Genomic DNA, 23,064 nt, shown 5'->3' on the forward strand with positions numbered 1-23,064 from the left:
TAGGACATAATTAATGATTACTTCCTCGTTAATGTAGGTGAAAACGGCGGGAGGAAAGAGAGGGTCATTTTCAGTCTCTGTAATATTTTTAATAAAATGAATATTGCGATTATTCATATGGCTACAATTTTAAAAAGGGAGGTCGAACAATGGAAAAAGCAGAAAAGAGGCCGTTGAGAGAAAGAGTGAGGGTGCTTGGCCCGGGAGTAATTGTAGCAGCGTCGTTTATAGGCCCGGGAACGGTAACGACGGCTACAGGTGCTGGAGCTTCTTTTGGCTTTGCCCTGCTATGGGCAGTAGTTTTTTCGATTGTCACAACCATCATACTTCAGGAGATGTGCTCGCGGCTGGGAATTATTACAGGAAAAGGTCTGGGAGCGGCGATAAGAGACCAGTTCACAAACCCGCTGCTGAAATACGGATCTATGTGGCTCATGATTATTGCCATTGTATTCGGCTGTGCTGCCTATATAGCTGGTGACTTACTTGGTACTTCGTTAGGGTTAACGACACTGACAGGCGTTTCTGAAAATACGATCGGACCGATCGTAGGAATCGTTATTTTGTTGATCGGCCTGAGTGGCAGCTACAAGTTGATTGAACGGGTCATGATAGTATTAATTGCGGTCATGAGTATAACGTTTGTGACCACAATGGTCACGGCCCAGCCTGATCCGGGAGAGCTGTTTCAGGGAGCCTTTGTTCCCTCTATTCCAACGGGAGCCGTTATTACAGTGATTGCCATTGTCGGCACCACAGTTGTTCCTTATAATTTATTCCTTCATTCAGAGAACGTGAAGGAACGCTGGAGTGAGCCGCGACATTTAAAGGAAGCGCGTCTGGACGTGTTTTTGTCAATTGGTTTGGGTGGTTTAATTACAGCTGCGATTCTAATCACATCCGGTGCTACAATCCGCGGACTGGAAGTGGAGTCCGTGGCAGACCTTGCTTTACAGCTTGAACCGCTGCTCGGAAGCTGGGCTACCGCTTTTATCAGTATAGGCTTATTCGCCGCCGGTTTTTCTTCCGCGCTTGCATCACCGCTCGGAGCAGCGGTTACCATCAGCAGCGTATTGAAGTGGGAGCGCGGGATGAAGAACATTCGCTTTAAACTGGTCTTTTTGTCCGTGATGGCCATTGGAATTATTTCCTCCGGACTTGGCTTCGAGCCGCTCGATGTTTTACTTTTTGCTCAGGCATTGAATGGCCTTATTCTTCCCTTTGTCTCCATTATGCTTTTAGTTATTATGAATAACAAAAACCGGCTTGGCCATTATGTGAACCATTGGAAGATGAATTTGGCAGGCGGAGTTATCGTTTTAGTCTGCATATTTCTTGGTATCTACAGCATTGTAGATGCGATTGTGAGCATCACCTCGTAAACCGACTGTTCTTCTCTCAGGAAAATATAAAGAATACAGCATAGGAGTGACGAGAACGGGAATAGATAGTACTAATCGATACGTAGCTCTGATCTGAACGAAAGCGCCAAAAATGTAGCAGAAGACGGGATAACCGTGAAGGGAGGGGCGTTTTATGAACCATCATGATTATGAAAAAAGGCTTGCTCTGCATAAACTTTCTCCAGCAGAGCTCCGCCTGGAATTCAATGCTGAAATCTTTTCATTTGAAACGACAGAGGACATGAGGGACTTTCCATATGAAATGATTGGCCAGGAACGGGCCGAGCGGGCCATGGAGTTTGGTCTTTCAGTAAGCCAGGCGGGGTATAATTTGTTTGTAGTCGGTCCGACGGGGACAGGGAGAATGACTTACACCCAGCACAGTGTGGAAAATCTGGCCCGCAAACAGAAGCAGCCGGATGATTGGTGCTACGTGCACAATTTTGATAATCCGGACCGTCCGGAAATGCTTTCGTTTCCGGCCGGCGAAGGCCAGCGCTTCCGGCGCGGGATCGAACAGCTTTTGATAAACATCGAGCGGGAACTAAAGACAGCCTTCTCAAGCGACAGTCATGAAAGACAGAAGCGGGAAATGTTTGAACGGCTGCGCACAGAGATGGACGAGCTATGGAAAGAAACCGACCAGTTTGCGGTACAGCACCATTTTAAACTCGAGCGTATGCAGAATGGCATTAATAAAATTCCCCTTCAACGAGGTCAGCCAATGAACCGGGAGACGTATCAGCACCTGCTTGAAGCAGAAAAGGAACAGCTGAGGGCGAACGAAAAAATCGTAGAAGAAAAAGTGCAGGATGCTCTCCGGCGTATCGCCAAAATGGAGGAAACCTTCCGCAAAGATGTGCAATTATTTATGACAAATACAGCTTCAGCCGCGGTACAAAAATTATTTGAGCCGCTCCGCAGGCAGTATGGGCATTTGCCAAAGGTTGAGGCGTATTTAACCGCATACGAACGGGACGTTGTGGAGCATTTTTACTTTTTTGCCGAAGGCCAGGGGCAGGAGGGTTCAGCAGGGGCGCTTGAAGGAATGAAGGAAAAACAGTATCAGCGGTACGTGGTGAATCTGCTCGTCAACAACAAACATTTAAACGGGGCCCCGGTAATTTACGAATCCAATCCGACGTATCACAATCTGTTTGGCAAGGTGGAATACCAGGGACAGATTGGCAGCCTGGTGACAAATTTTACTTTCATTAAACCAGGAGCGGTGCATCTGGCGAACGGCGGCTACTTGATTCTTCAGGCCGCAGATTTGCTGCAGCACCCAGGCGCATGGCCAGGGTTAAAACGGATGCTTCAGACCGGACACGTGCATATCGAAAATTCCTATGAAGAGCGGGGACTGCTGCCAACTAGTGCACTTAAGCCGGAACCTATTCCCTTCCAGACAAAGGTTATCATCATCGGTTCCTATTATGTTTACGACCTGCTCTCGAGACTTGATGAGGAGTTTGATAAGCTGTTTAAAGTCAAAGTAGAATTCGACACAGTCATGGCTAAAAACGATGAAAACAGCTGGAAAATGGCCAAGTTCGTGAAAAACTACGTTCAGGAAGAGGGCCTGCTGCCGTTTCACCGGGAAGCTGTAGCCAGAGTGATTGATTACAGCTCCCGGTTAATAGATGAACAGGGGAAGATGACCACCAGGTTTCAGGATATTACAAAGCTGCTCGTAGAATCCAGCCATTACGCGCTGCAGGAGGGAAACGCTTATGTCAGATCGGAGCACATTTTCCGGGCACTCGAAGAAAAATACAGGCGTTCAAGTCACATCCCTGAACAGTACCGGGAGAAAATTCACGATGAAACGATTATGATTCAAACGGAAGGCTACCGGGTCGGGCAAATTAACGGACTGGCCGTTATGGGCACAAGAGACTCCATGTTTGGCATTCCAACGAAAATTACGGCTCAGACGTACGTCGGAAAAAGCGGGTTGATGAACATTGAACGGGAAACGTCTCTCAGCGGTCAGATTCATCACAAGGGCATGATGATTTTGACCGGGTTTCTTTCCGGCCAGTTTGCTAAAAACCGTCCTATTCCTTTATCAGCGAGTATTACTTTCGAGCAGACCTATAGTTTGATCGACGGCGACAGCGCTTCAAGCACAGAGTTGTACGTACTGCTTTCCTCTTTGGCAGAAGTGCCTATTTACCAGGGCATAGCAGTAACCGGCTCGGTCAATCAGTGGGGAGAGATTCAGCCGATCGGAGGTGTGAATGAAAAGATCGAAGGATTTTTTCAAATTTGCCGGGAAAAAGGGCTGAACGGCAGGCAGGGTGTAATTATCCCGAAGCAGAATGCCCGCAATTTGATGCTCGATCCAGAGGTTGTGGAAGCGGCGGAAGCAGGAAGCTTCCATGTATGGGCAGTCGGCCATATTTCTGAAGGTATGGAAATCCTGACCGGTGAACGGGCGGGTGCCGTACGCCGCGAGGATGGAACCTATCCGGAAGGATCGGTATTTGCCCGCACAGAAGCCCGTTTTAACCGGATGTATGAGATGGAGTTCAGGCAGCAGGGCATGGAATAATAAGCGGAGAGCACAGCCTGGAAGCATGGCTGTGTTTTTTATAGAAATGAGGGAAATTATTCTTGACTTTTTATGTATGCGATTTCATAATAAAAAACAAGTTGTCCATGAATACGTATTCACCAGGAGTTAAAAAATGATTTCTTCCAAAGAAGTTGCCAGAGAAGCAGGAGTATCCCAATCGACAGTGTCCAGGGTGCTGAATAATTCAAACAAGGTAAGCAAGGAAAACGTAGAGAAAGTTACAGAAGCAATGAGAAAGTTAAACTACAGGCCGAACGCTATAGCCAGATCTCTGGTTAGTAAGCGTTCCAAAACAATAGCGCTTATATCGGGCCCATTGCATAATCCCTTCTTTGTAGAAACAACTTCGTCCATTGTGAACTACGCGAAAGAGAAGGGGTACAACACAAACGTTTTTTTTGAAAATAACGGAGACAATATGGCTGTATATGAAACGGTGCTCTCCATGCAGGTGGACGGTATTATTTTGTCTTCAGTGTTCATGAATGACCCTATCCTTCAAGAACTGCAGGCGTCTCAAATACCTTATGTAATGTTTAACCGTAAGCATAATGAAGGTGGGAATTTTGTTGAATTAAATAATTATCAGGCTGGAAAGATGGCTGCGGATCATTTGTATCAGCTCGGGCACGAGTATATCGGCTTTATTGGAGGGCCGATGTATACATCCACTTTTTACGGCAGGTATTTAGGGTTTACAGAGGGCATAGCAGAACAAACCATGAAGACTGGTAAAGTATTTTTAAACGAAACTGACACCAGTGAGGAAGCAATAGCAGATGCCATTTTTAAAATGATGGGGCGAAAAGAACGTCCTACAGCAATATTTGCTGCTACTGATGCTATAGCTATTACTGCCATGGATACACTCATGGAGCTCGGCTACCGGATCCCTGAAGATATTAGTATTTGCGGGGTGGATAATGTACGCATGGCCCGGCATCACGGATTTGAATTAACCACTATCGGTGCCCAGTCCAATAAAAATTTAGGAAGGCTTGGAATTGAACACCTTATTAATTCCATTGAAGCCGGAAAAGAAAATATGTCCCCAATCCAGGTTACCCTGGAGCCTGCTCTGTATCAAAGAAAGACGACGGGACCTCTTAAACCAGGCTCAGTATAAACTGAGCGGTTTAATTCCGCTTCCGAGAATACGTATTCACAAATATTGTTAGGAGGATGAAGGATGAAAAAAGGTTTATTTTTATTAGCACAGGATAAGGCGGCTGCAAATTACTATCCAGTTTTTAATCCCCATACGGAAGATTTGATTGGAGAAGCAGCTGACGGCATGCCCTCCGAGATGAGCGAAGCAATAGAAAAAGCAGATGAAGCTTACAAAAAAATGAAAGCGTTAACATCAAACGAAAAAGCTGGGATTTTATTCCGTGCTGCAACGATCCTGCAGGGTAGAAAGGAAGAAGCTGCGAGGATTATCTCTCAGGAAGCCTGTAAACCGGTCACCGCTGCCCGCACAGAAGTCCAACGGACGATTCAGACACTGCAGTTCTCGGGTGAAGAAACAAAAAGAATGAACGGAGAATACTTACAATTAGACGCTGCAGAAGGCGGCGAAGGACGGGATGCCTATACACTTCATGAATCAATCGGAGTGGTAGGAGCAATTACCCCTTTTAATTTTCCATTAAATCTTGTTACTCACAAGGTCGGACCGGCAATAGCGGCAGGGAACACTATAGTGGTTAAACCAGCGGAGCAGACGCCATTTTCAAGCCTGCTGCTGGCAGAGATATTAAGTGAAGCAGGTCTTCCTGCAGGAGCAATAGCCGTAGTTCCTGGAGATGGAAAAACATTAGGAGAGGTAATGCTTAAGGATGAACGGATTAAAAAAATATCTTTTACCGGCAGCCCGGAAATAGGAAAGCTGTTGAAAGCAGAAGCCGGCCTGAAAAAAATGACTCTTGAATTAGGAAGTAATTCGCCGATGTATGTGGATCAATCATGCCGCGGGGAAATCAGTGAAGTGGCTGAGAAATCAGTAAAGGGAGCATTCGCTTATAATGGACAGGTTTGTTTAAGTACTCAGCGTATTTATGTTCATGAAGAAATTTTTGATGATTTTATACAGGAATGCTCAGCAAAAACTGCTCTGCTTCAATTCGGAGACCCTTTGGAAGAAAGTACGGAGGTCTCAAGCCTGATTAATAAAAAATCACAGCAGCGTCTGTATGAATGGATTAAAGAAGCGGAAGCAGAGGGAGCGGAGGTTCTGACAGGAGGAGAGAAAATTGGTAATGGCTTAGAGCCAACGATTTTATTCAATGTTTCTTCTGCATCCTCTATATCCTGCAAAGAAGCCTTTGGGCCGGTGGTGATCATCAACAAAGTGAAAAACTCTGAAGATGCTCTGGAGCAAATGAATAACAGCCGGTTCGGCTTGAATGCGGGGGTGTTTACAAATGATCTGAAACAGGCTGTTGATATGGCGCATCGCATAGAAGCCGGGCAGGTTCTCATTAACGATGTACCCACTCTCCGTTTCGACCATATGCCTTACGGGGGAGTGAAGGATTCCGGCTATGGAAGGGAAGGGGTAAAATATGCTGTCGAAGAAATGACGGAACTAAAAATGATAAGTATAAAATACCGTTAAGGAGAGAGTAGTATGCAAATACAGACAATGAAAGGAAAGAAAAAAGAGTATTTGTTTACTTGTTATTATCCTAAATACGCAGCCGAATGGATTGTGACGTTTCAGACCCTGTTCGGCGAACGAACAGAAAAAATTGTTACCGCGGGAGACGGGATAACAAATCAGCAGGGAATTATAGACGGCCTGCCGGTCTGTGAAACCATCGAGGTGCAGAACGAAGAAATTATTCCATATGAAATCGAAAAGCAAAAATTTCAGGAGCAGGGAGAAGAGACATTAAGAAAATACTTTTTATATCAACGCCGTTCCTGGAAAGTTCCTGTGGTAAAGCGGGAGAAGACGTATACTTTTTATGCCCCTTACCAGGTTGAAAGTGCAAAAAAACTTAACAGCGATAAAGTGAAAGTAATGTTATACGAGGTAAGTTCAGAATCGTACGATAAATTAGAAAAATTTCCTATTATTCAGCAATTTTATCAAGAAAGGAGAGAATAAAATGAACTTCCTGATAATTATGGCCGTTTGTATAGTTGGCACCTGGGTCGGAATGGCCCTGACACTTTGGAAAACAAATATTCTAAAAGAAAAAGAATAGGGGGGGATTCTATGAATACACAAATTGTAACCTATTCCTGGATTTTTATGGCCTTATTTATACTAATGATGCTTTATTTCGGCTGGGTTGGAATGAAAAGAACGAAAACGTCAGAGGATTTTGCTACCGCAAGGTCAAGCTATAGTCCATTAGTAATCGCCTTAGTAATTGCAGCGGGCATATCCAGCGGCTCCACATTTATGGGGATGCCGGGACTTGCTTACAGTATCGGAACCCCGAGTCTCTGGTATCCGCTTCTTTATCCTATAGCTACCGTCATTGGCATGCTTTTTGTAGCTAAGGTTATAAAGAAATATGGAGATGAATTCGGTACAAGAACGATTCCGGAATTTATTGGCGAAAGATACAAAAGTGATTTTCTGCGCATTGCATTGACGATTATTTCCATTCTGCTTATTTTTTACGTCGTTTCTCAATTTGTTGCTGCTGCGACAATGTTTCAAACTATGATGGGTGTTGATTACGGGGTTGGTTTAATTATCACAGCAGCAGTACTTGCTGTGTATGTATTTATGGGAGGATCGCACTCAGATATTATTACCGATGCTGTACAGGGATTCCTGATGCTGATAGTAGCCATTACAGTATTTGTTTGCTTTATGACGAGCGTAGGAGTTAATGGTGGCTTTACTGATATGCTGAACACAGTGAGTAATGAAAATCCCCAGGGCGGCTTTAATCAATTGTTTCTTCCCGGGGATAATACGTACGGAGCCTTTTGGCTGGTAGCCTTACTATTTGTAGCTCACTTGCCTTTTTCCGTGCAGCCGCACCTTGGTAACAAGTTTATGGCTGTCAAAGGCAGTAAAGATATTAGAAAGCTGATTATGTATTGTACTATTTTTGCTACAATCCTGCCTTTAATGGCGTTGGGCGGAATGCTTGGAGTGGCCGTAGTCGGTGCAGACGCAGGTATTAGTCCCGACCAGATAATCCCGGTCCTTTTCAGTGAAATATTTCCGCCAGTAATTGCAGCATTTCTGGCAATTGCTGTGCTGTCTGCTGTAATGTCGACTTCGGACGGTCTGATAGTATCACTGACCCAGCTGCTCGCTAACGACTTGTATCGTAAAACGATTGTACCCAAAATTAATATTTCAAAAGCAAAAGCGGAACGGTATGAATTAATCATCAGTCGCTACAGTACATTTTTAGTGATAATTGCAGCTATCTTTTTCGCCTGGTCTCCACCGGAGTTCCTCGCAGTCTTCATGTGGATCGGTATCGGCGGAATCATGGCAGCTACGGCGGGACCTATCGTCGTTGGCGGTATATGGGACCGCGCAAATAAAACAGCGGCTATTTCATCTTTAATAGCAGCAACAGTTGTATACTGGTTTGTGTATCTGCCAATTGGCCTTAACTTCTCTAATCCGTTTGGGGCTGCTGGTATTGGAGTTATCGTCGGCATGCTCACGATGTTTATTGTAACTATAGCAACTACCGAATCCCCGAAGGAAAGTGGTTTAGATATAAAACAAAAACCAAATACAAGGAGTGGAAAAAATGTATAAATCGTTTGTTTCACCAATCAGAATTGTTTCAGGTAAAGGAGCAGTAAATGAAATACCAGCTTTACTGAAGTCCCACCAGGCAGAGCGGGTGATGGTATTTGCCGACCCGGGGGTCCTGGATGCCGGCATCGCAGCCCCTCTGGAAGACCAGTTAAAAGAGGCTGGGGTGATATATGAAATATATTCCGATCTAAAGCCGGAGCCACCTGTAGAAATTGGGAAGAATGCCCTGCAGGCATTAAAATCATTTGATGCAGATTTTGTTATCGGAATCGGAGGAGGAAGCTCCCTTGATATCGCAAAGGCAGTTTCTGTACTGCATGGTAACGAAGGGTCCATTGAGAATTATTTAAACCTTTCAGGAGATAAAACTCTTACAAGCCGAGGGCTGCCAAAGCTTTTAATACCAACAACTGCCGGTACGGGGGCAGAAGTAACAGATATAAGCGTATTTTCGCTCGAAGGTACTAAAGACGTTATCACCCATGAATTTTTACTAGCAGATGTTGCTGTGGTAGATCCGGATCTAACGATGACGGTGCCGCCTAAGATTACTGCTGCTACAGGAGTAGATGCTCTTACTCATGCGGTGGAAGCATATATTTCTGTTAACAGCACTCCGCTGACAGATGCTCTCGCTTTGGATGCAATGGAAAGAATAGCGAAAAACATTCGTACAGCTGTATGGAACGGCAGTAATGAAGAGGCGCGTGCACAAATGAGCTGGGGGAGTATGACTGCAGGATTAAGCTTTTATAACGCAGGTGTTGCTGGTGTACATGCTTTAGCTTATCCGTTAGGGGGGTTATTTAAAATCCCTCACGGTGAATCGAATGCTGTACTTCTTCCCTACATCTTTGATTACATCTGGCCTTCCTGCATGGAAAAAATGGGAGTAATAGCAGAGCGGATAGGGGCGAATACTGAAGGATTATCAAAAAGGGAAGCCGCAATAGCGGGTGTTCGGGAGCTGAAAAGTATTGTTGAAGATGTAGGAATTCCTTCTACATTGGACAAATTCGGGATTAAAGAAAGTGATCTCGTAAAGCTGGCTGAAAGTGGAGAAAAACAGACAAGACTTTTAGCAAGAAGTCCGAAGCCGTATTCTTATCAGGATATTTTAGAAAGGTATGAAGCAGCTTACGCAGGTACTTTAGAAATTAACAAGTAAGTCACAAAAAAGGCCCTGTTCTTATAAAAGAACGGGCCTCTGTTTTATTCGCCGGTGATTTTTTCTACTGAATCGTTGAGCTGGTACTCACGGCCAAGCAGTGTGAAGTCACTCCATTTTGTATTATTTACGTAATAAAATTGTTCGTTTTGAACGGCTTGTGTATCAGCAAGCAGATCATCCACAAGCTCCTGGGACTGTTCTGTCGGCTCCCCCTGATCGGTCAGCACAAACAGATAGTCTGCCCCTTCTACGTAATCAGGCACAGTTTCAAGAGAAATGGCCTGGGTTTCTGTATTTTCTTCGACACCTTCTGTTGGTTCAAGCCCGGCGCCTTCATACAAACCGGCGAAGACGGATTGGTCGTGCACGTACACTTCCTTACCGATAAATTGGACGACAGCTGCAGTTGCATCTTCCGGCACGTCATTGTCTGCGAGTGTCTGTTTGGCTTCCTCGGCCTGTTGTTCATATTGGGTCAGCCATTCTTCGCTTGCGTCTTCTTCATTTAATGCATCAGCAGTATTCTGAAGCTGTTCTTCCGGTGTATCATCAAAAGAAGTCATATATACCGGAGCAATTTGTTCGAGCTGGTCCAGAGAGTCAGACTGATAATCCGACAAAAGAATCATGTCCGGGTCAAGCTCGTTGATCTGCTCTACGTTTGGCGTATCGCCGCCAACGCTTTCCACTCCTTCAAGCTGATCGCCGTACGTATCGAGATAATACTCAGAGGTGCCTATCGGCTGTTTATCAAGAATCAGCATGTCTGCGACATTCTGCAAGGCTACGACGTTCTGCGGGTCTGCCGGAATCTCCACTTCCCGGCCGGTCGGGTCAGTGACTGTTCTTGTTTCTGCTTCTGCATTTTCTCCGCTGTCTTCACTTTCTCCGGAACCTCCGGATGAACCGTTGCCGCAGGCAGCAAGCACAAACAAAAAGGCGAAACCTACTGCAAATAAAGAAATCCACTTTTTAACCAATATGTAAATCCTCCCAGTTGATAATAATAATCATTTGCATCACTATTATATGGTATTCATTTTATAATTACAATGTAAACCTTTGGAACTAAGCAAAAAATGTTGTTCATATATTTTTTTATAAAAATGGAAGGGATGTGCTTTTATTTATTTAACGTTAAACTGAGGGTACTTTGTTTTTACGATTGTAAAACATACGAGGGAAACTCTGCGTACAGGAGGAAATTTTATGCGATTTGAACCGTCTGAACAAATCGAACGACTGCCGGAACAGTTTTTTGCTTCGCTTTCAAGAAAAGTCCAGACACTGAAAGAAGAAGGCAGAGATTTAATCAATCTGGGACAGGGAAACCCTGATCAGCCGACTCCGGCACCTATTGTGGAAAAAATGAGGAGTGCTGCTGAAAAGCCGGAATATCATAAATATTCCCCATTTCGGGGCTACGATTTTTTGAAGCAGTCCGCGGCTGATTTTTATCAGCGGGAATACGGTGTGACGTTGGATCCAAAAACGGAAGTGGCGGTTTTATTCGGTGCAAAAACAGGGCTTGTGGAGATCAGCCAGTGTCTCCTCAACCCGGGGGATACTGCTTTACTGCCGGACCCGGGTTATCCTGACTACCTTTCGGGAACAGCTCTGGCCAATGCAGAAACGGCTTTTATGCCGCTTAAAAAAGAAAATAGTTTTCGCCCTGATTTTCGGCAGATTGAAGCAGATGTGCTGAACCGGGCAAAAATGATGTTTTTAAATTATCCTAACAACCCGACTGCCGGTACCGCTACGGCAGAATTTTTTGAAGAAACGGTCCGGACTGCTGTACAGCACCACATTTGTGTCGTTCACGATTTTGCCTATGGGTCGCTTGGCTACGACAGCGAAAAACCGCCCAGCTTTCTTCAGACCCCCGGGGCCAAGGAAGTCGGTGTGGAAATGTACACCCTTTCAAAAACGTTTAACATGGCCGGATGGCGTGCAGCTGTGGCAGTGGGAAATGCTTCAGTTATAGAGATGATCAATAAAATTCAGGATCATTTGTATGTAAGTTTGTTTGGCGCGGTTCAGGAAACAGCAGCGTATGCGTTTGATCACGGGGCAAAGATGGCTGAAGATATACTGGCTGTTTATGAAAACAGAAGAAATGTATTTATTCAGGCGCTTCATGATCACGGCGTAGCGGTGCAGACACCAGGGGGTTCTTTTTTTGTATGGATGGAAGTGCCAGGAGGCTATACCTCCGCTTCGTTTACCGAAGAGCTGCTCGAAGAAGCGGGTGTAGTAGTCGCTCCGGGCCATGGCTTTGGAAGCATGGGAGAAGGATACGTCCGCATTGGTCTGCTCGAAGAGGAAGAGCGATTAAAAGAAGCAGCTGAGCGGATCGCGGGTGTGGCCGCAAAGGTGAAATAAAGAAGCAGTTTAACTTTTTTATTTATCCATACTTTTGCTGATGGTCTTTTTTCCATGATAAATAGGTTTCGTCCTCCCGGGCTTTGATCCATTTTTCTTCAAAAATCCGGGCGGATTCAGCTTTTTCTTCATTGATCTGACGTTCATTCACGTTACCGTCTTTGTCGTATTTTTTGCCACCTTTATAATTGGCGTACCGGCGTGAGCGCGTGTAGCCCATCTGCAGAAATTTTCTTGCCATATCCATTCCGACGAAATCCTTTTGCTTTTTATACTCCAGAAATAATTCGTAAATCTGCCGGGAAGATTCCTCGGCAATGTCCGGGGTCTTAAACCTCCAGTACGGCAGAATTTCGCTTTTGTACGGTTCCACCATTAAAACGCCCTGTTCCCCGCGTCCTACACGGTACTTTTCTGGCTTTTCACGAAAATTAATACGGTCAAAATCTTCTTCATAGTTAAAACTCATAAGCATTCTCTCCTTTTTTGCCTTTGTTTTCTTTGCCCGAAAATGATGATAATTATGTGTGAAACTGCACCTTTGTTCAGGATTTATTTTTCTTGAAAAGGGGAATAAACAGTATGCATGGAAGAAAGAAGGATTATTGAACATACACATCGAATCCTTGTGTTAGATGGAGGTTTTAAGATGGAATATATTGAAAATGTACGCAGCCAGCTTCTGGAAGAAATCGAACCAGTGCCGGAAGCAGATTGGAACATAAAAACAGACGCCACTGACTGGAGCGTGGCCCAGGTGGTCGAACACCTACGGCTGTTTGAAGCCTTTGTAGGAAGAAGTATGAAAAGTGCCCTGGAAACAGAACCTACCACTAGGGCGGAAGAAAAGCCGATTCAAATGATGAAATACCGGCGCCGTCCGGCAGAAGCCCCGAAGGAGCTCCAGCCGGAGGACATGGAATATGGCAAGCAGAGCCTGCTGGAGGAATTGAAGGAAACAAGAGACTATATCCGTCACCTGGAGGAAAAACATACCAGTGAGGAATTAGCAGCACGTTCCATTTCGCATCCCAATTTTGGGCCCATGCCTCTTCATCAGTGGCTGGAAATGATCGGTCTCCACGAAGAGCGTCATATTGCTCAAATCCAAGATATAAAAGCAAGATTATAGACTGAGGGAGGAAAAGAAATGAAGAAGCTCATTAATGGTGTGGATCAGATTGTTTCTGAAATGGTGGAAGGATTGGTGGCCGCTCATCCTGATAAGCTCCGGGCGATTGAAAACACAAATGTCATTGTGCGGGCAGACGCTCCAGTCAAGGGCAAGGTGGCGCTGATCAGCGGCGGGGGCAGCGGACACGAGCCTGCTCATGCCGGATACGTCGGGGAAGGGCTCCTCGATGCGGCAGTGAGCGGGGAAGTATTCACCTCTCCGACACCTGACCAGGTGCTTGAAGCGATTAAAGCTGTCGACAGCGGCTCCGGAGTTCTTTTGATCGTCAAGAACTACAGCGGGGATGTCATGAACTTTGATATGGCGGCCGATCTCGCAGAAGCAGAAGATATTACGGTCAAACAGGTCGTTATACGGGACGACGTAGCGATTGCCAATCCGGAGGACCGCCGCGGTGTAGCAGGAACGACCCTTGTGCATATGATTGCAGGGGCAGCAGCGGCTGAGGGAAAGAGCCTGGACGAGGTGAAAGCAATTGCCCAGGGCGTGGCTGACAACGTGCGTTCGATGGGAGTCTCCCTTTCTCCGTGTACCGTTCCAGCTTCCGGCAAACCCGGATTCACCCTCGATGAGAACGAGATGGAAATCGGGACCGGTATTCACGGCGAGCAGGGCGTAGAGCGGCGCGAACTGATGCAGGCAGACGCCGTGACGGAAGAACTGGTTCAGCACGTGCTCGATGATATGCACCTAAATGATGGCAGCGAAGTAGCGTTAATGATCAACGGCCAGGGAGCGACGCCTTTAATGGAGCTTTATATTGTGGCAAGAAAGGCTATTCAGCTGTTGAAAGACCGTGGTATTCACGTAAAGAAAACCTTTGTAGGAGAATATATGACGTCGCTTGAAATGACAGGATGCTCGGTAACGATTTTAAACCTGGATGAAGAACGGAAACAACTGTTACTATCCGGCAGGGAGTGAAGCTTTCATGGAACTAAGCGCAGCAGTAATGAAGCAATGGGCACTAAGAATCAATGCAAAAATGCAGGAGCATAAGGACAAGCTTTCCGAGCTGGATCAGGCCATCGGAGACGGAGATCACGGGCATAATATGGCCCGCGGCTTTCAGGAAGTAGCCAAGAAAGTGGAAGACGCTTCCTACGAGGACATTGGCGCATTGTATAAAGATGTGGCTTCTACACTCATTTCGAAGGTGGGAGGAGCGTCGGGGCCATTATATGGTACGGCATTTCTTAAAGCCGCCAATGCATGGAAGGGTAAAGACGTGCTTGACAGCGCAGCGTTGGTCGAAGGCATCGAGGCCGCCGTCGGCGGTATCGAAACGAGAGGCAAGGCTTCCCTCGGGGACAAGACAATGCTCGACGTATGGATTCCTGTGCGGGATGAAATGAAGGAGCACGGCGCAGACGCAGAGAAGGCTGCCAAAACGGCTGCAAACGAAGCAGAAGCTACCATCGACCGAATTGCTAAAAAAGGAAGGGCTTCCTATTTAGGCGAGCGTTCGAAGGGCCATATGGACCCTGGAGCCTTTTCATCGCAGCTCGTTTTTGAAGCGTTGGCAGAAGTGTATAAAGAGGGGGCCTCTTAATGGCTAAAGTCAGCATCATTGTTATTTCGCACAGTAAAGAGCTCGCCGACGGCATCGTGGAGCTCGTATCTCAGACGAAGCAGGAGGATGTTGCAATCGCTGCAGCCGGAGGAACTGAAGACGGAGAAATCGGCACAAGTGTAGACCGGATCACCGGCGCTGTGGAATCGGTTACGACAGAAGAGGGCGTGCTGCTTTTGTTTGACATTGGCAGTGCACTAATGAATGCGGAAATGGCTCTTGAAATGCTGCCGGAGCTCGAAGGCCGTATTACAATAGCTGATGCCCCGCTTGTGGAAGGAGCGTACATCGCTGCGGTCGAAGCAGGGATGGGAAAAACGCTTGAAGAAGTAAAAAAAGCAGCAGAATCGGCAAAGGAATGGAAAAAAATCGAGAATTAATGAATAAACCCTGCAGCCAGGCTTACGGCTGCAGGGTTTTCGTTGATATAGAGTTTTATACAAAAATTTGAAATGCCCGGAGGCTCCAGGACTCCGGGCATTTCCATTTATGAGCTTGTTTTTGGTCTTGCATTTTTATAATAGGAGCTCTGCGAGGTTTTTTCTTTTTCGGCAGAAGGTGTTTTCGACGCGCGAGCTAGTAACACGTAGCTGAGTACTGCTGCAGCGTCTGCTCCAAAAATCACAATTCCCATTGGGACCGCTGTATGCTCTCCGGCGATGCCAACCAGCGGGGCCGAAGCCGCTCCGAATAAAAATGGAAGCAGCCCGATTAATGCAGCAGCGCTGCCGGCCCGGTGGCCCTGTTCTTCCATCGCAAGAGAGAACGAAGCTGTATTTACAAGCCCGAGGCTTGAAACGACGAAAAACATTGGAATGACGATAGCAGCAAGCGGTGCCTGAATCACAGTCATTGTTAATAGGACGGAGCTTGAAATGAGGGTCAGCCCGAGTCCGAATGTGAGTATTTTTCGTTCCGGTACAATGCCGGCGAGCCGGCCGGTAGTCTGCGATCCGATAATAATGCCGATTCCGTTAAGCGCGAATAAAAAGCCGAATGTTTGCGGCGAAGCTCCGTAAATGCCTTGATAAACAAACGGCGTGCCGGAAACATATGCAAAGATGCCGGCCATTTTCAATCCCTGGGCAAGGGCGAAGCCCATAAACGAACGGTCCTTTAATAAGCTCCCAAAGGTACGTACGGTTTCTTTTATATCGCTGTCGGAACGATTAGTTTCCGGGAGGGTTTCCGGAAGCAGGGATAAAACAATAATAAAGATAATAATCCCTATCCCGCTTAGTACGGCAAAGACGCCGTTCCATGTCGTAAAGTTAAGAATGGCTCCGCCAAGCACTGGAGCAAGTATTGGCGCAAGGCCGTTTACAAGCATCAACAGGGAAAAGAATTTTGTCATTTCTTTCCCGGAATACATGTCCCGGACAATTGCCCGGGAAATAACGATGCCGGCCGAAGCTGAAAATCCCTGCAGAAAACGGCAGGCAATCAGAATCCAGATGGTCGGGGCAAATATACATAAAATAGAAGCGGCAATATAAATAAATAAGAAAACGGATAGCGGTTTTTTTCTTCCATTCACGTCGCTCATAGGACCGACGATTAATTGGCCAAAGGCGAGGCCGAGCAGGCAGGCTGTTAAACTAAGCTGCACAAGTGACGCACTTGTATCAAGATCCTGTGCTATAGAAGGGAAGCTGGGTAAATACATGTCAATAGTCAAAGCACCAAATGCAGCCAGTGAGCCCAGCAGAATAGCCAGGCCGAGCCGTTTTTTAGACGATACCGCCTGTGTGGAACTCATGATAAAATCTACTCCCTTGTTAAATGATTTATGTATTATAGGACACGTCTGTTTTTTGCACACAAGAGAGGATTCTAACATAGGGCATATAAAAAGAAAAGCCCGTTTTTAAGACGGACTTTTCCCGGATTTTGTTTCCATAGCCGCAAACAGCAGATGCCAGCATTCTGCAGCAAGAGCGAAAAAAATAATAATAAGCGCTCCGGCCCATTCCTGAAAAAAGGCTACAGCAATAATTACGTACCACGAGCATCGAAGCAGGTGCTGAAGCGGAGGCATCCATAAAAAGCACAGCGGCCGGAAGAGAAGAAAAAATGCAAAGCTGAACAGGAAAAATACATATTCCTGAGTCAAGTCTACGGCGAATACAGCACTTAACCCTTCATTTATTAAGGAAAAAAAGGAAAGATTCATCACCTTCCGCTACTCCTCAGTATCTGCAGGAAATCGGACGCCGATCTGTGCACGTATTTCATCAAGCACCTGCAGTACTTGAATGGAGCGTTCGATAGGAATGTGCCGCACATCTTCATCGGCGCACAGCTGAATAAAGGCCTGTATTTCGTGAACCATGGAGTCCTCCTGATTGTTTTCCCAGAGGATAGTCGTTTCATCTTTTTTTGTAAGGGTCACCCGGTGCATATGGTTAATATGGTCGATGGTGATCGTGCCGTCTTCGCCCTGCAGCTCCACCGGCTGGGTGGAAGCAGAAATTTTTGAATAGCTGACAACAGCCTGGGCTTCGGGATAGCCTAAAAGAGCGGCAGCCTGACCGTCGGCTCCGGTTTCAAGCAGATAGCCGTGCGCCTGTACTGTATGCGGCATGCCTAGGAGTTCAAGGGCGGGGTGGAGGCAGTAGGTGCCAATATCCATTGAGGCCCCGTTGGAAAGCTCAGGCTTAAAAGCGTTGAGCACAGTCCCCTCGCGGTAAGCGTCGTAACGGCTTGAATACTGACAATAGGAAATCGATGCCCGGCGGAGTTTTCCGATTTCGTCAAGGTGGTTCAAAACAGTCTCCCAGGCCGGGAAATACATGTTTTTGATCGCTTCCATAATAGTGACACCGTATTCTGAAGCAGCGGCAAGAAGCCGCTTTGCCTCTTCCGCATTAGAGCACATCGGCTTTTCACAGATGATGTGCTTGCCGTGCTGGATACCAGCCATAGCTATGGAAAAGTGATATCTCGTAGGGCTTGCAATATACAGCGCTTCAACGTTTGTGTCCTGGCAAAGCTGTTCTAAATCATCGTAAGCCGAAGACGCATCGTACTGATCCGCAAGCGTTTGGGCACGCTCCATATTCCGCGAATATACCGCCTGCAGCTGAAAGTCTTCAAGCGAACTGCCGGCCTGAATGAACGCTTCGGTGATCCAGTTTGTTCCCACGGTGGCAAAATTCATTATGTTAAACCTCCTTAAATGTCAGCTGATCCTAAGAGCTTCCTTTTCTTTTCCGGTTCGTCCGTGTTTTTGCTTCCGTCTTTGGGATGGAAGCCCGCCGTTTTCGTTCCTCAAAAAAGAGAAAAAACTGGTCGTATGCCTCCACAGCAGCTGCAAAGCCAAGAATGAAGAAAATAGATCCGGCTTCCTGCAGCAGAACATAACCGAGGGCTGCGTACCACAGCATTTTTAACAGCCGGGCCGCTGCCGGTTTCCATAAAAAAAATATAGGACGCAGTAAAAGATACAATAAAATAGCGAGAACAAATACAGCGATATTTTCGCCGAAGGTACCCGGCACCCGGGATATGATTTGATCGATGATTTGTCCGAATTCTGCTAAGCGTTCTTCCATTGGCTGCAGCTCCTTTAAGTGATGTAGATACAAATATTCATAACTGTATCGTAGCGGTTTTAGCTTCAAATGAACAGCCTTGAATCAAAAAAATACAAATGATAAAAGCTCTCTTCCTGAAAAAGAAGAGAGCGTGAAATCAAAGATACATAAAAGTAAATTACGGACGGATAGGCCTCAGGTCTTCATTTTCCTGCAGGGAACAAATGTATTCGACCAACAGCTCGATAACATTTTCGATATCGTCCATGCTGGCTGTCTCCACAGGGGCGTGCATGTACCGTAGTGGAAGAGATACATTAACGCTTGGAATACCGTCGCCAGCGAGACGAAGCCGGTCAGCGTCAGTACCGGTCACCCGTGGAGTGAGCTCGTATTGCACGGAGAGGCCGGCTTTTTTGGCCGCCTGCTCCAGTCCTTCATTAGCTGTCGGGTGAATCGGAGCCCCTTTGGCAAGGACGGGTCCGCCGCCGAGTGTTACTTCTGTTTCCTGATTCGGATTGGACCCGGGGTAATCATAAGCAAATGTAACGTCGAGGGCAATTGCTAAATCTGGACGGAGGCCGGCGCCGGCAAAATGAGCCCCGCCCATGTTTGTTTCTTCGTTCACCGTGCTCACGCCATAGACGCCCACCGCCGGGCGTTTGTTCTGCAGCCGGCGCAGAACTTCTGCAGTAATAAAGGCACCTGTCCGGTTGTCGAGTCCCCGTCCGCTGAAACGGTTGTTTAACAGCTTTTCGGGCGTGCGCTCATAAACGCCGGCATCGCCGATGGAAAGATACTTTTCCATTTCTTCTTTACTATTAGCTCCAAAGTCTATGTACAAATCGGAAAAGGCGAAATCTTTTTTACTGCCGCCCTTGTGTTCCGCATTGACGCCCGTAACGCCGGTGATAGGTCCCTGCCTGCCCTGAAAGGTCACTTTCATTCCCAGTGCAGGTACCTGGCTGATGCCGCCGAGCTTTTCCACCCTTACGAAGCCGCTGCTGTCGATCGACTTTACAAGAAAGCCGATTTCGTCACAGTGACCGGCTAAAAGCACGTGAAACGGGGCTTCCGGATTGATGGTGCCCCAGGCATTGCCTATCGTGTCTGTGTGAACTTCATCAGCATACGGAGAGACGTACTGAAGCCATTTACGCTGAATAGCCATTTCGTGGCCGGATGGAGAGGGAGTTTGGAGCAGGTCGTATAAAAACTGTTCAGATGTTTCCTTCATAAGTTCTCCTCCTTGAAAGTACAATTTATTACAGCATCCCGTTTTTCGGCTTTGCCGTCAACTCCTGTTCCTGAAGGAGTCGGGAACTACTTGTAGTGACCACCGATTTTTTCTGCGCGGGCAAGGGCCTGGCCGCCGGGAAGAAGCGATGAGGCCTGGAGCACAGCTGCCGGTCCGTACCGGTCTTTGAGGGTATCGATCGTTTTGTTTAAGTCTTCCCGGTGCTCTTTTTCGGAAAATAAATCTAACTGCATAAATTGATTGCTTTCAAGCTGCTGCAGGCTGACGCTCAGTCCCCGGACCGGGTAGTGTGTCCAATGTTTACGAAACAGGGAGGCGGCGGCTTCGTAGATGGCTTTGCCGTCATTAATCGGCTCGGCCTGGGAGGCCTGCCGCTGAAAATGAACAGAATTCCCGTTATCATGCCCTTCGGCTCCTACGGTGACTGTCCAGCCGCTGCAGCTCTCCGCCCGGGCCCGGCGTCCGACCTCTTCGCTCAATTCGCGAAGCACGACGCTGATATCATCCCAGCTCGAATAATCACGGGGGAGGGTCATATGGTGGCCGACAGCCTTTCGATGCGTATGAGTGCCGGGAGAGACAGGGGAAGGGTCAATGCCGTGCGCTGTCTGCCATAGAAGCTCTCCGTTCAGCCCAAAGCGGTGCCGCAGCTCTTCCACAGGGTAGGCAGCGAGGTGGCCGGCTTTTCGAATCCCCATCTGCCGCAGGTGCTTTTCCATCCGGCGCCCGACTCCGAACAGATGATTTACAGGCAGAGGCCAAAGTGTGGAAGCCAGCTGTTCCTGCTTCAGGGTGAAAATCCCATCGGCCGATTTTTTGGCAAAATGGTCACAGGCCATTTTGGCGAGAACCTTGGTTGCTCCAATGCCGGTCCGGGGATAGACGCCGAACGCCCGAAGAAGATGCCTGTTGATGAACAGAGCCGCCTGCTCCGGCGTGGAAGCCGTATGTTTGTATGTATGCGTCATATCTGCAAACAGCTCGTCCACGCTGTAGGGTTCTATTTTATCAGTGTAAGCTTCAAGCGCTATGGCAATTTGTACAGAAATTCTTAAATAAAGCTCCATACGCGGAGGGATAACAACAAGCCCTGGGCATTTTTGCTGTGCTTCTCCAAGTGTTTCGGCTGTTTTCACTCCTTCGCGTTTAGCAATAGGGCAGGCAGCCAGAATCACCCCGCTCCGGATGGACGGATCTCCGGCTACAGCTGTTGGTTTATGCTGAAGGCTGGAATAATACAGCTTTTCAACGTTGGCGTAGAACGACTGCATGTCGATAAGGAAAATAACACGCTCCACGGCCCAGCCCTCCTTTGGTGAAACAATTGTTTCTTTCTATAGGGTATACCTCAAAATAAATATTTTAAACGAACAAATGTTCTTGTTTTTGATAAAAAAATCAGGCCCTGGTCCAGGGCCCGGCATATGCATTACGAAGAAGGAAGCCCCCTTTTTTGTACGAGGGTGTTATTAAATCGCTCGAGCAGCTGGGCAAATTGGTCGCGCTCTTCCTTGTCCCAGTCAGCCAACAGGCTGTCATACATATGAATCCGTTCCTGCTTCAGCGTATTGATTGCCTCAATCCCTTCGTTCGTAATAAAAATCTGGTTGACCCGTTTGTCGTGATGATCCGGGCGGCGGGAGACAAAACCTTTTTTCTCCAGCGAGTGAATCTGACGACTGAGCGTCGAAATATCGAGGAGAAAGTGATCAGCTAGCTCACGTGCAGAACGGGGGCTCTGCTGGTGCAGTACCTGAAGGATCAAATATGCGGAACGGTCCAGGCTGCTTGCCTGACTGTCAAGCGTCCGTTTAAAATCCGCCCGGCGCATTAACGTTACCACGCCAGTTTCAATTAGTTCGAGCATTTCCTTATCATGTTCGTTCATCGGGGCCCCTCCAATTCCAATCGTTCTTTTTCTCTATTGTAATATAGATCAGGACCGAAAAAAGAGATAAGCGTAAAACGATATATATAAAACGAAAATGACGTACGTTTTTTCCTAGTCCGCTCGCTGCATAGCCCTTCTTTCAGCGTATTCGAGGCATTTTTCGCAGACAAAGACTTTTTCATCCTGTTTTGTGAAGTACGGGCGCATGTAAGAAGTTTTTGATCTGCAGTAGTAGCAGCGTTTTGAGAAAGAGAGGCTTTTTATCCATTGCTTCAGCAATAAAATTCCCTCCTTTTGTATTAGGATGTATGTTTACGATAAGAGAAAGGGAGGGTGAATGCGAACGATTTGCTTATAAAAAGCAAAAAGCGGCCACTCTGCTTTTATATGAATTTATATAATTATTCAATAAAATAATACTTTAATTTATGAATGAAAACTTTCATTTTCGGGAAAGAAACTGTAAATGAAGACTAATAAGAAGGTGATCAGTGTGGCAAAAAGATTAGACCGTGAACAATGGAGCGTATTTCAAAGCGAGCTCTATCAGACGAATACGACTGTCGTAGTGACAGATGATTTAATATTAATCACAGATCCTACATGGCTTCCAGCCGAAATTGAGGAAATAAGGAATTTTGTCGAAGAACGAAAAAAGGGCCAGCCGGTATATCTGCTGCTGACTCATTCGGATTTCGATCACATTATCGGAGCCGGTGCTTTCCCGGAAGCAACCATCATTGCTTCCCGTGGATTTAATGCCAGGTCGGATAAAGAAGAAATTGTGCAGGAAATGAAAGAGTTTGACAGTGCATACTATATTCAACGCAGCTATGAAGCCATGTATCCGAAACCGGATATCATTGTTGACTCGGATGAGCAGGTGCTTACAGAAGGAGAAACTAAAATTACGTTCTACCTGGCGCCGGGTCATACCGTGGATGGATTGGCGGCGGTCGTAGAGCCGCTCGGTCTTTGTATCGCCGGAGACTATTTAAGCAATGTAGAGATCCCGATTATTGAATATAACAGCGAGTCCTACCAGTTTACGTTAAAGAAGCTGAATGAGCTATGGAAAGACGGCAAATACAATACCGTGGTCCCGGGACATGGCCTGGTTGCTTCGAAGCCGGAAGAAATAGAGAAGCGTCTCCGGGATTCAGAATGGTATATTGAAAATACGAAAAAATCGTTGGAAGATCCATATGTGGAGAGCGCCATTTTTGCATTTATTGACCGTCATAAATTTGAAGAACCGTTAAAGCATGTCCACGAAGAGAATAAAGAACAATTAAAAACGGAAAGATAGAAAACTGGCTGC

At 46.6% G+C, this 23,064-nt stretch carries 22 protein-coding genes; 13 read left to right on the forward strand and 9 right to left on the reverse strand.

Going from position 1 to position 23,064, the window contains the following annotated elements; genetic code table 11:
• Window positions 1-149 precede the first annotated feature (149 nt).
• The 7 genes from ACTRXF_RS05030 to ACTRXF_RS05060 all read left to right on the forward strand — a co-directional run bounded on the left by ACTRXF_RS05030 (window position 150) and on the right by ACTRXF_RS05060 (window position 9,902).
• Window positions 150-1,382 (forward strand): Nramp family divalent metal transporter, encoded by a 1,233-nt coding sequence (locus tag ACTRXF_RS05030; RefSeq protein WP_474260859.1) that lies wholly within the window; start codon window positions 150-152, stop codon window positions 1,380-1,382.
• 154 nt (window positions 1,383-1,536) lie between these two features.
• On the forward strand, window positions 1,537-3,960 hold the full coding sequence (locus ACTRXF_RS05035) for a Lon protease family protein (RefSeq protein ID WP_474278139.1): 2,424 nt from the start codon (window positions 1,537-1,539) through the stop codon (window positions 3,958-3,960).
• 136 nt (window positions 3,961-4,096) lie between these two features.
• Entirely contained in the window at window positions 4,097-5,110 is a 1,014-nt protein-coding gene (locus ACTRXF_RS05040) for a LacI family DNA-binding transcriptional regulator (protein WP_474260861.1), read from the forward strand.
• Between the two features lie 63 nt (window positions 5,111-5,173).
• Window positions 5,174-6,601 carry an aldehyde dehydrogenase family protein gene (locus ACTRXF_RS05045; RefSeq protein ID WP_474260862.1) on the forward strand — a complete coding sequence of 476 codons (1,428 nt, stop codon included), beginning with the start codon at window positions 5,174-5,176 and terminating at the stop codon, window positions 6,599-6,601.
• A gap of 12 nt (window positions 6,602-6,613) precedes the next feature.
• A complete protein-coding gene (locus ACTRXF_RS05050) occupies window positions 6,614-7,096 on the forward strand; it encodes a hypothetical protein (RefSeq protein WP_474260864.1) in 483 nt (160 codons plus the stop codon).
• A 111-nt stretch (window positions 7,097-7,207) separates the two neighbouring features.
• Entirely contained in the window at window positions 7,208-8,731 is a 1,524-nt protein-coding gene (locus ACTRXF_RS05055; RefSeq protein ID WP_474260865.1) for a sodium:solute symporter family protein, read from the forward strand.
• Window positions 8,724-9,902, forward strand: a complete 1,179-nt coding sequence (locus ACTRXF_RS05060; protein ID WP_474260867.1) for an iron-containing alcohol dehydrogenase — start codon at window positions 8,724-8,726, stop codon at window positions 9,900-9,902. Before ACTRXF_RS05055 ends, ACTRXF_RS05060 begins: the two co-directional genes overlap by 8 nt.
• 44 nt (window positions 9,903-9,946) lie before the next feature.
• Here ACTRXF_RS05060 and ACTRXF_RS05065 read toward each other — a convergent pair whose 3' ends face one another.
• Window positions 9,947-10,885, reverse strand: a complete 939-nt coding sequence (locus ACTRXF_RS05065) for an ABC transporter substrate-binding protein (RefSeq protein WP_474260869.1) — start codon at window positions 10,883-10,885, stop codon at window positions 9,947-9,949.
• A gap of 229 nt (window positions 10,886-11,114) precedes the next feature.
• Here ACTRXF_RS05065 and ACTRXF_RS05070 point away from each other — a divergent pair, with 229 nt between their 5' ends.
• On the forward strand, window positions 11,115-12,290 hold the full coding sequence (locus tag ACTRXF_RS05070; RefSeq protein WP_474260870.1) for an aminotransferase class I/II-fold pyridoxal phosphate-dependent enzyme: 1,176 nt from the start codon (window positions 11,115-11,117) through the stop codon (window positions 12,288-12,290).
• 22 nt (window positions 12,291-12,312) lie between these two features.
• Here ACTRXF_RS05070 and ACTRXF_RS05075 read toward each other — a convergent pair whose 3' ends face one another.
• Entirely contained in the window at window positions 12,313-12,759 is a 447-nt protein-coding gene (locus ACTRXF_RS05075) for a DUF4385 domain-containing protein (RefSeq protein ID WP_474260871.1), read from the reverse strand.
• Window positions 12,760-12,939: 180 nt separating this feature from the next.
• Between ACTRXF_RS05075 and ACTRXF_RS05080 the strand changes: the two genes are divergently transcribed.
• The 4 genes from ACTRXF_RS05080 to dhaM are packed head-to-tail and all read left to right on the forward strand — an operon-like array spanning window position 12,940 to window position 15,438.
• Entirely contained in the window at window positions 12,940-13,422 is a 483-nt protein-coding gene (locus ACTRXF_RS05080) for a DinB family protein (RefSeq protein WP_474260872.1), read from the forward strand.
• 18 nt (window positions 13,423-13,440) lie between these two features.
• Window positions 13,441-14,409 (forward strand): dihydroxyacetone kinase subunit DhaK, encoded by a 969-nt coding sequence (gene dhaK, locus ACTRXF_RS05085; protein ID WP_474260873.1) that lies wholly within the window; start codon window positions 13,441-13,443, stop codon window positions 14,407-14,409.
• A 7-nt stretch (window positions 14,410-14,416) separates the two neighbouring features.
• A complete protein-coding gene (gene dhaL, locus ACTRXF_RS05090; RefSeq protein ID WP_474260874.1) occupies window positions 14,417-15,037 on the forward strand; it encodes a dihydroxyacetone kinase subunit DhaL in 621 nt (206 codons plus the stop codon).
• A complete protein-coding gene (gene dhaM / locus ACTRXF_RS05095; protein WP_474278141.1) occupies window positions 15,037-15,438 on the forward strand; it encodes a dihydroxyacetone kinase phosphoryl donor subunit DhaM in 402 nt (133 codons plus the stop codon). The genes dhaL and dhaM overlap by 1 nt, the downstream gene beginning before the upstream one ends.
• A gap of 107 nt (window positions 15,439-15,545) precedes the next feature.
• Here the strand turns inward: dhaM and ACTRXF_RS05100 are convergent, their stop codons facing one another.
• The 7 genes from ACTRXF_RS05100 to ACTRXF_RS05130 all read right to left on the reverse strand — a co-directional run bounded on the left by ACTRXF_RS05100 (window position 15,546) and on the right by ACTRXF_RS05130 (window position 21,740).
• Window positions 15,546-16,817 (reverse strand): multidrug effflux MFS transporter, encoded by a 1,272-nt coding sequence (locus ACTRXF_RS05100; RefSeq protein ID WP_474260877.1) that lies wholly within the window; start codon window positions 16,815-16,817, stop codon window positions 15,546-15,548.
• A gap of 108 nt (window positions 16,818-16,925) precedes the next feature.
• On the reverse strand, window positions 16,926-17,231 hold the full coding sequence (locus ACTRXF_RS05105; RefSeq protein ID WP_474278143.1) for a hypothetical protein: 306 nt from the start codon (window positions 17,229-17,231) through the stop codon (window positions 16,926-16,928).
• Window positions 17,232-17,240: 9 nt separating this feature from the next.
• Window positions 17,241-18,218 (reverse strand): Gfo/Idh/MocA family protein, encoded by a 978-nt coding sequence (locus ACTRXF_RS05110; RefSeq protein ID WP_474260880.1) that lies wholly within the window; start codon window positions 18,216-18,218, stop codon window positions 17,241-17,243.
• Between the two features lie 31 nt (window positions 18,219-18,249).
• Window positions 18,250-18,612, reverse strand: a complete 363-nt coding sequence (locus ACTRXF_RS05115) for a hypothetical protein (RefSeq protein ID WP_474260881.1) — start codon at window positions 18,610-18,612, stop codon at window positions 18,250-18,252.
• A gap of 160 nt (window positions 18,613-18,772) precedes the next feature.
• Window positions 18,773-19,831: a M20/M25/M40 family metallo-hydrolase gene (locus ACTRXF_RS05120; protein WP_474260882.1), complete on the reverse strand. Its 1,059-nt coding sequence runs from the start codon at window positions 19,829-19,831 to the stop codon at window positions 18,773-18,775.
• An 86-nt stretch (window positions 19,832-19,917) separates the two neighbouring features.
• Complete coding sequence (locus tag ACTRXF_RS05125; RefSeq protein WP_474260883.1) at window positions 19,918-21,150, reverse strand: DNA polymerase IV; 1,233 nt, start codon at window positions 21,148-21,150, stop codon at window positions 19,918-19,920.
• Window positions 21,151-21,281: 131 nt separating this feature from the next.
• Window positions 21,282-21,740, reverse strand: coding sequence for a MarR family winged helix-turn-helix transcriptional regulator (locus tag ACTRXF_RS05130; protein WP_322526611.1), 459 nt, complete (start codon window positions 21,738-21,740; stop codon window positions 21,282-21,284).
• 496 nt (window positions 21,741-22,236) lie between these two features.
• Here ACTRXF_RS05130 and ACTRXF_RS05135 point away from each other — a divergent pair, with 496 nt between their 5' ends.
• Complete coding sequence (locus ACTRXF_RS05135) at window positions 22,237-23,052, forward strand: MBL fold metallo-hydrolase (protein ID WP_474260884.1); 816 nt, start codon at window positions 22,237-22,239, stop codon at window positions 23,050-23,052.
• Window positions 23,053-23,064: the final 12 nt, after the last annotated feature.

It is taken from the genome of Marinococcus sp. LNHM3E3-2.2, assembly GCF_056034385.1.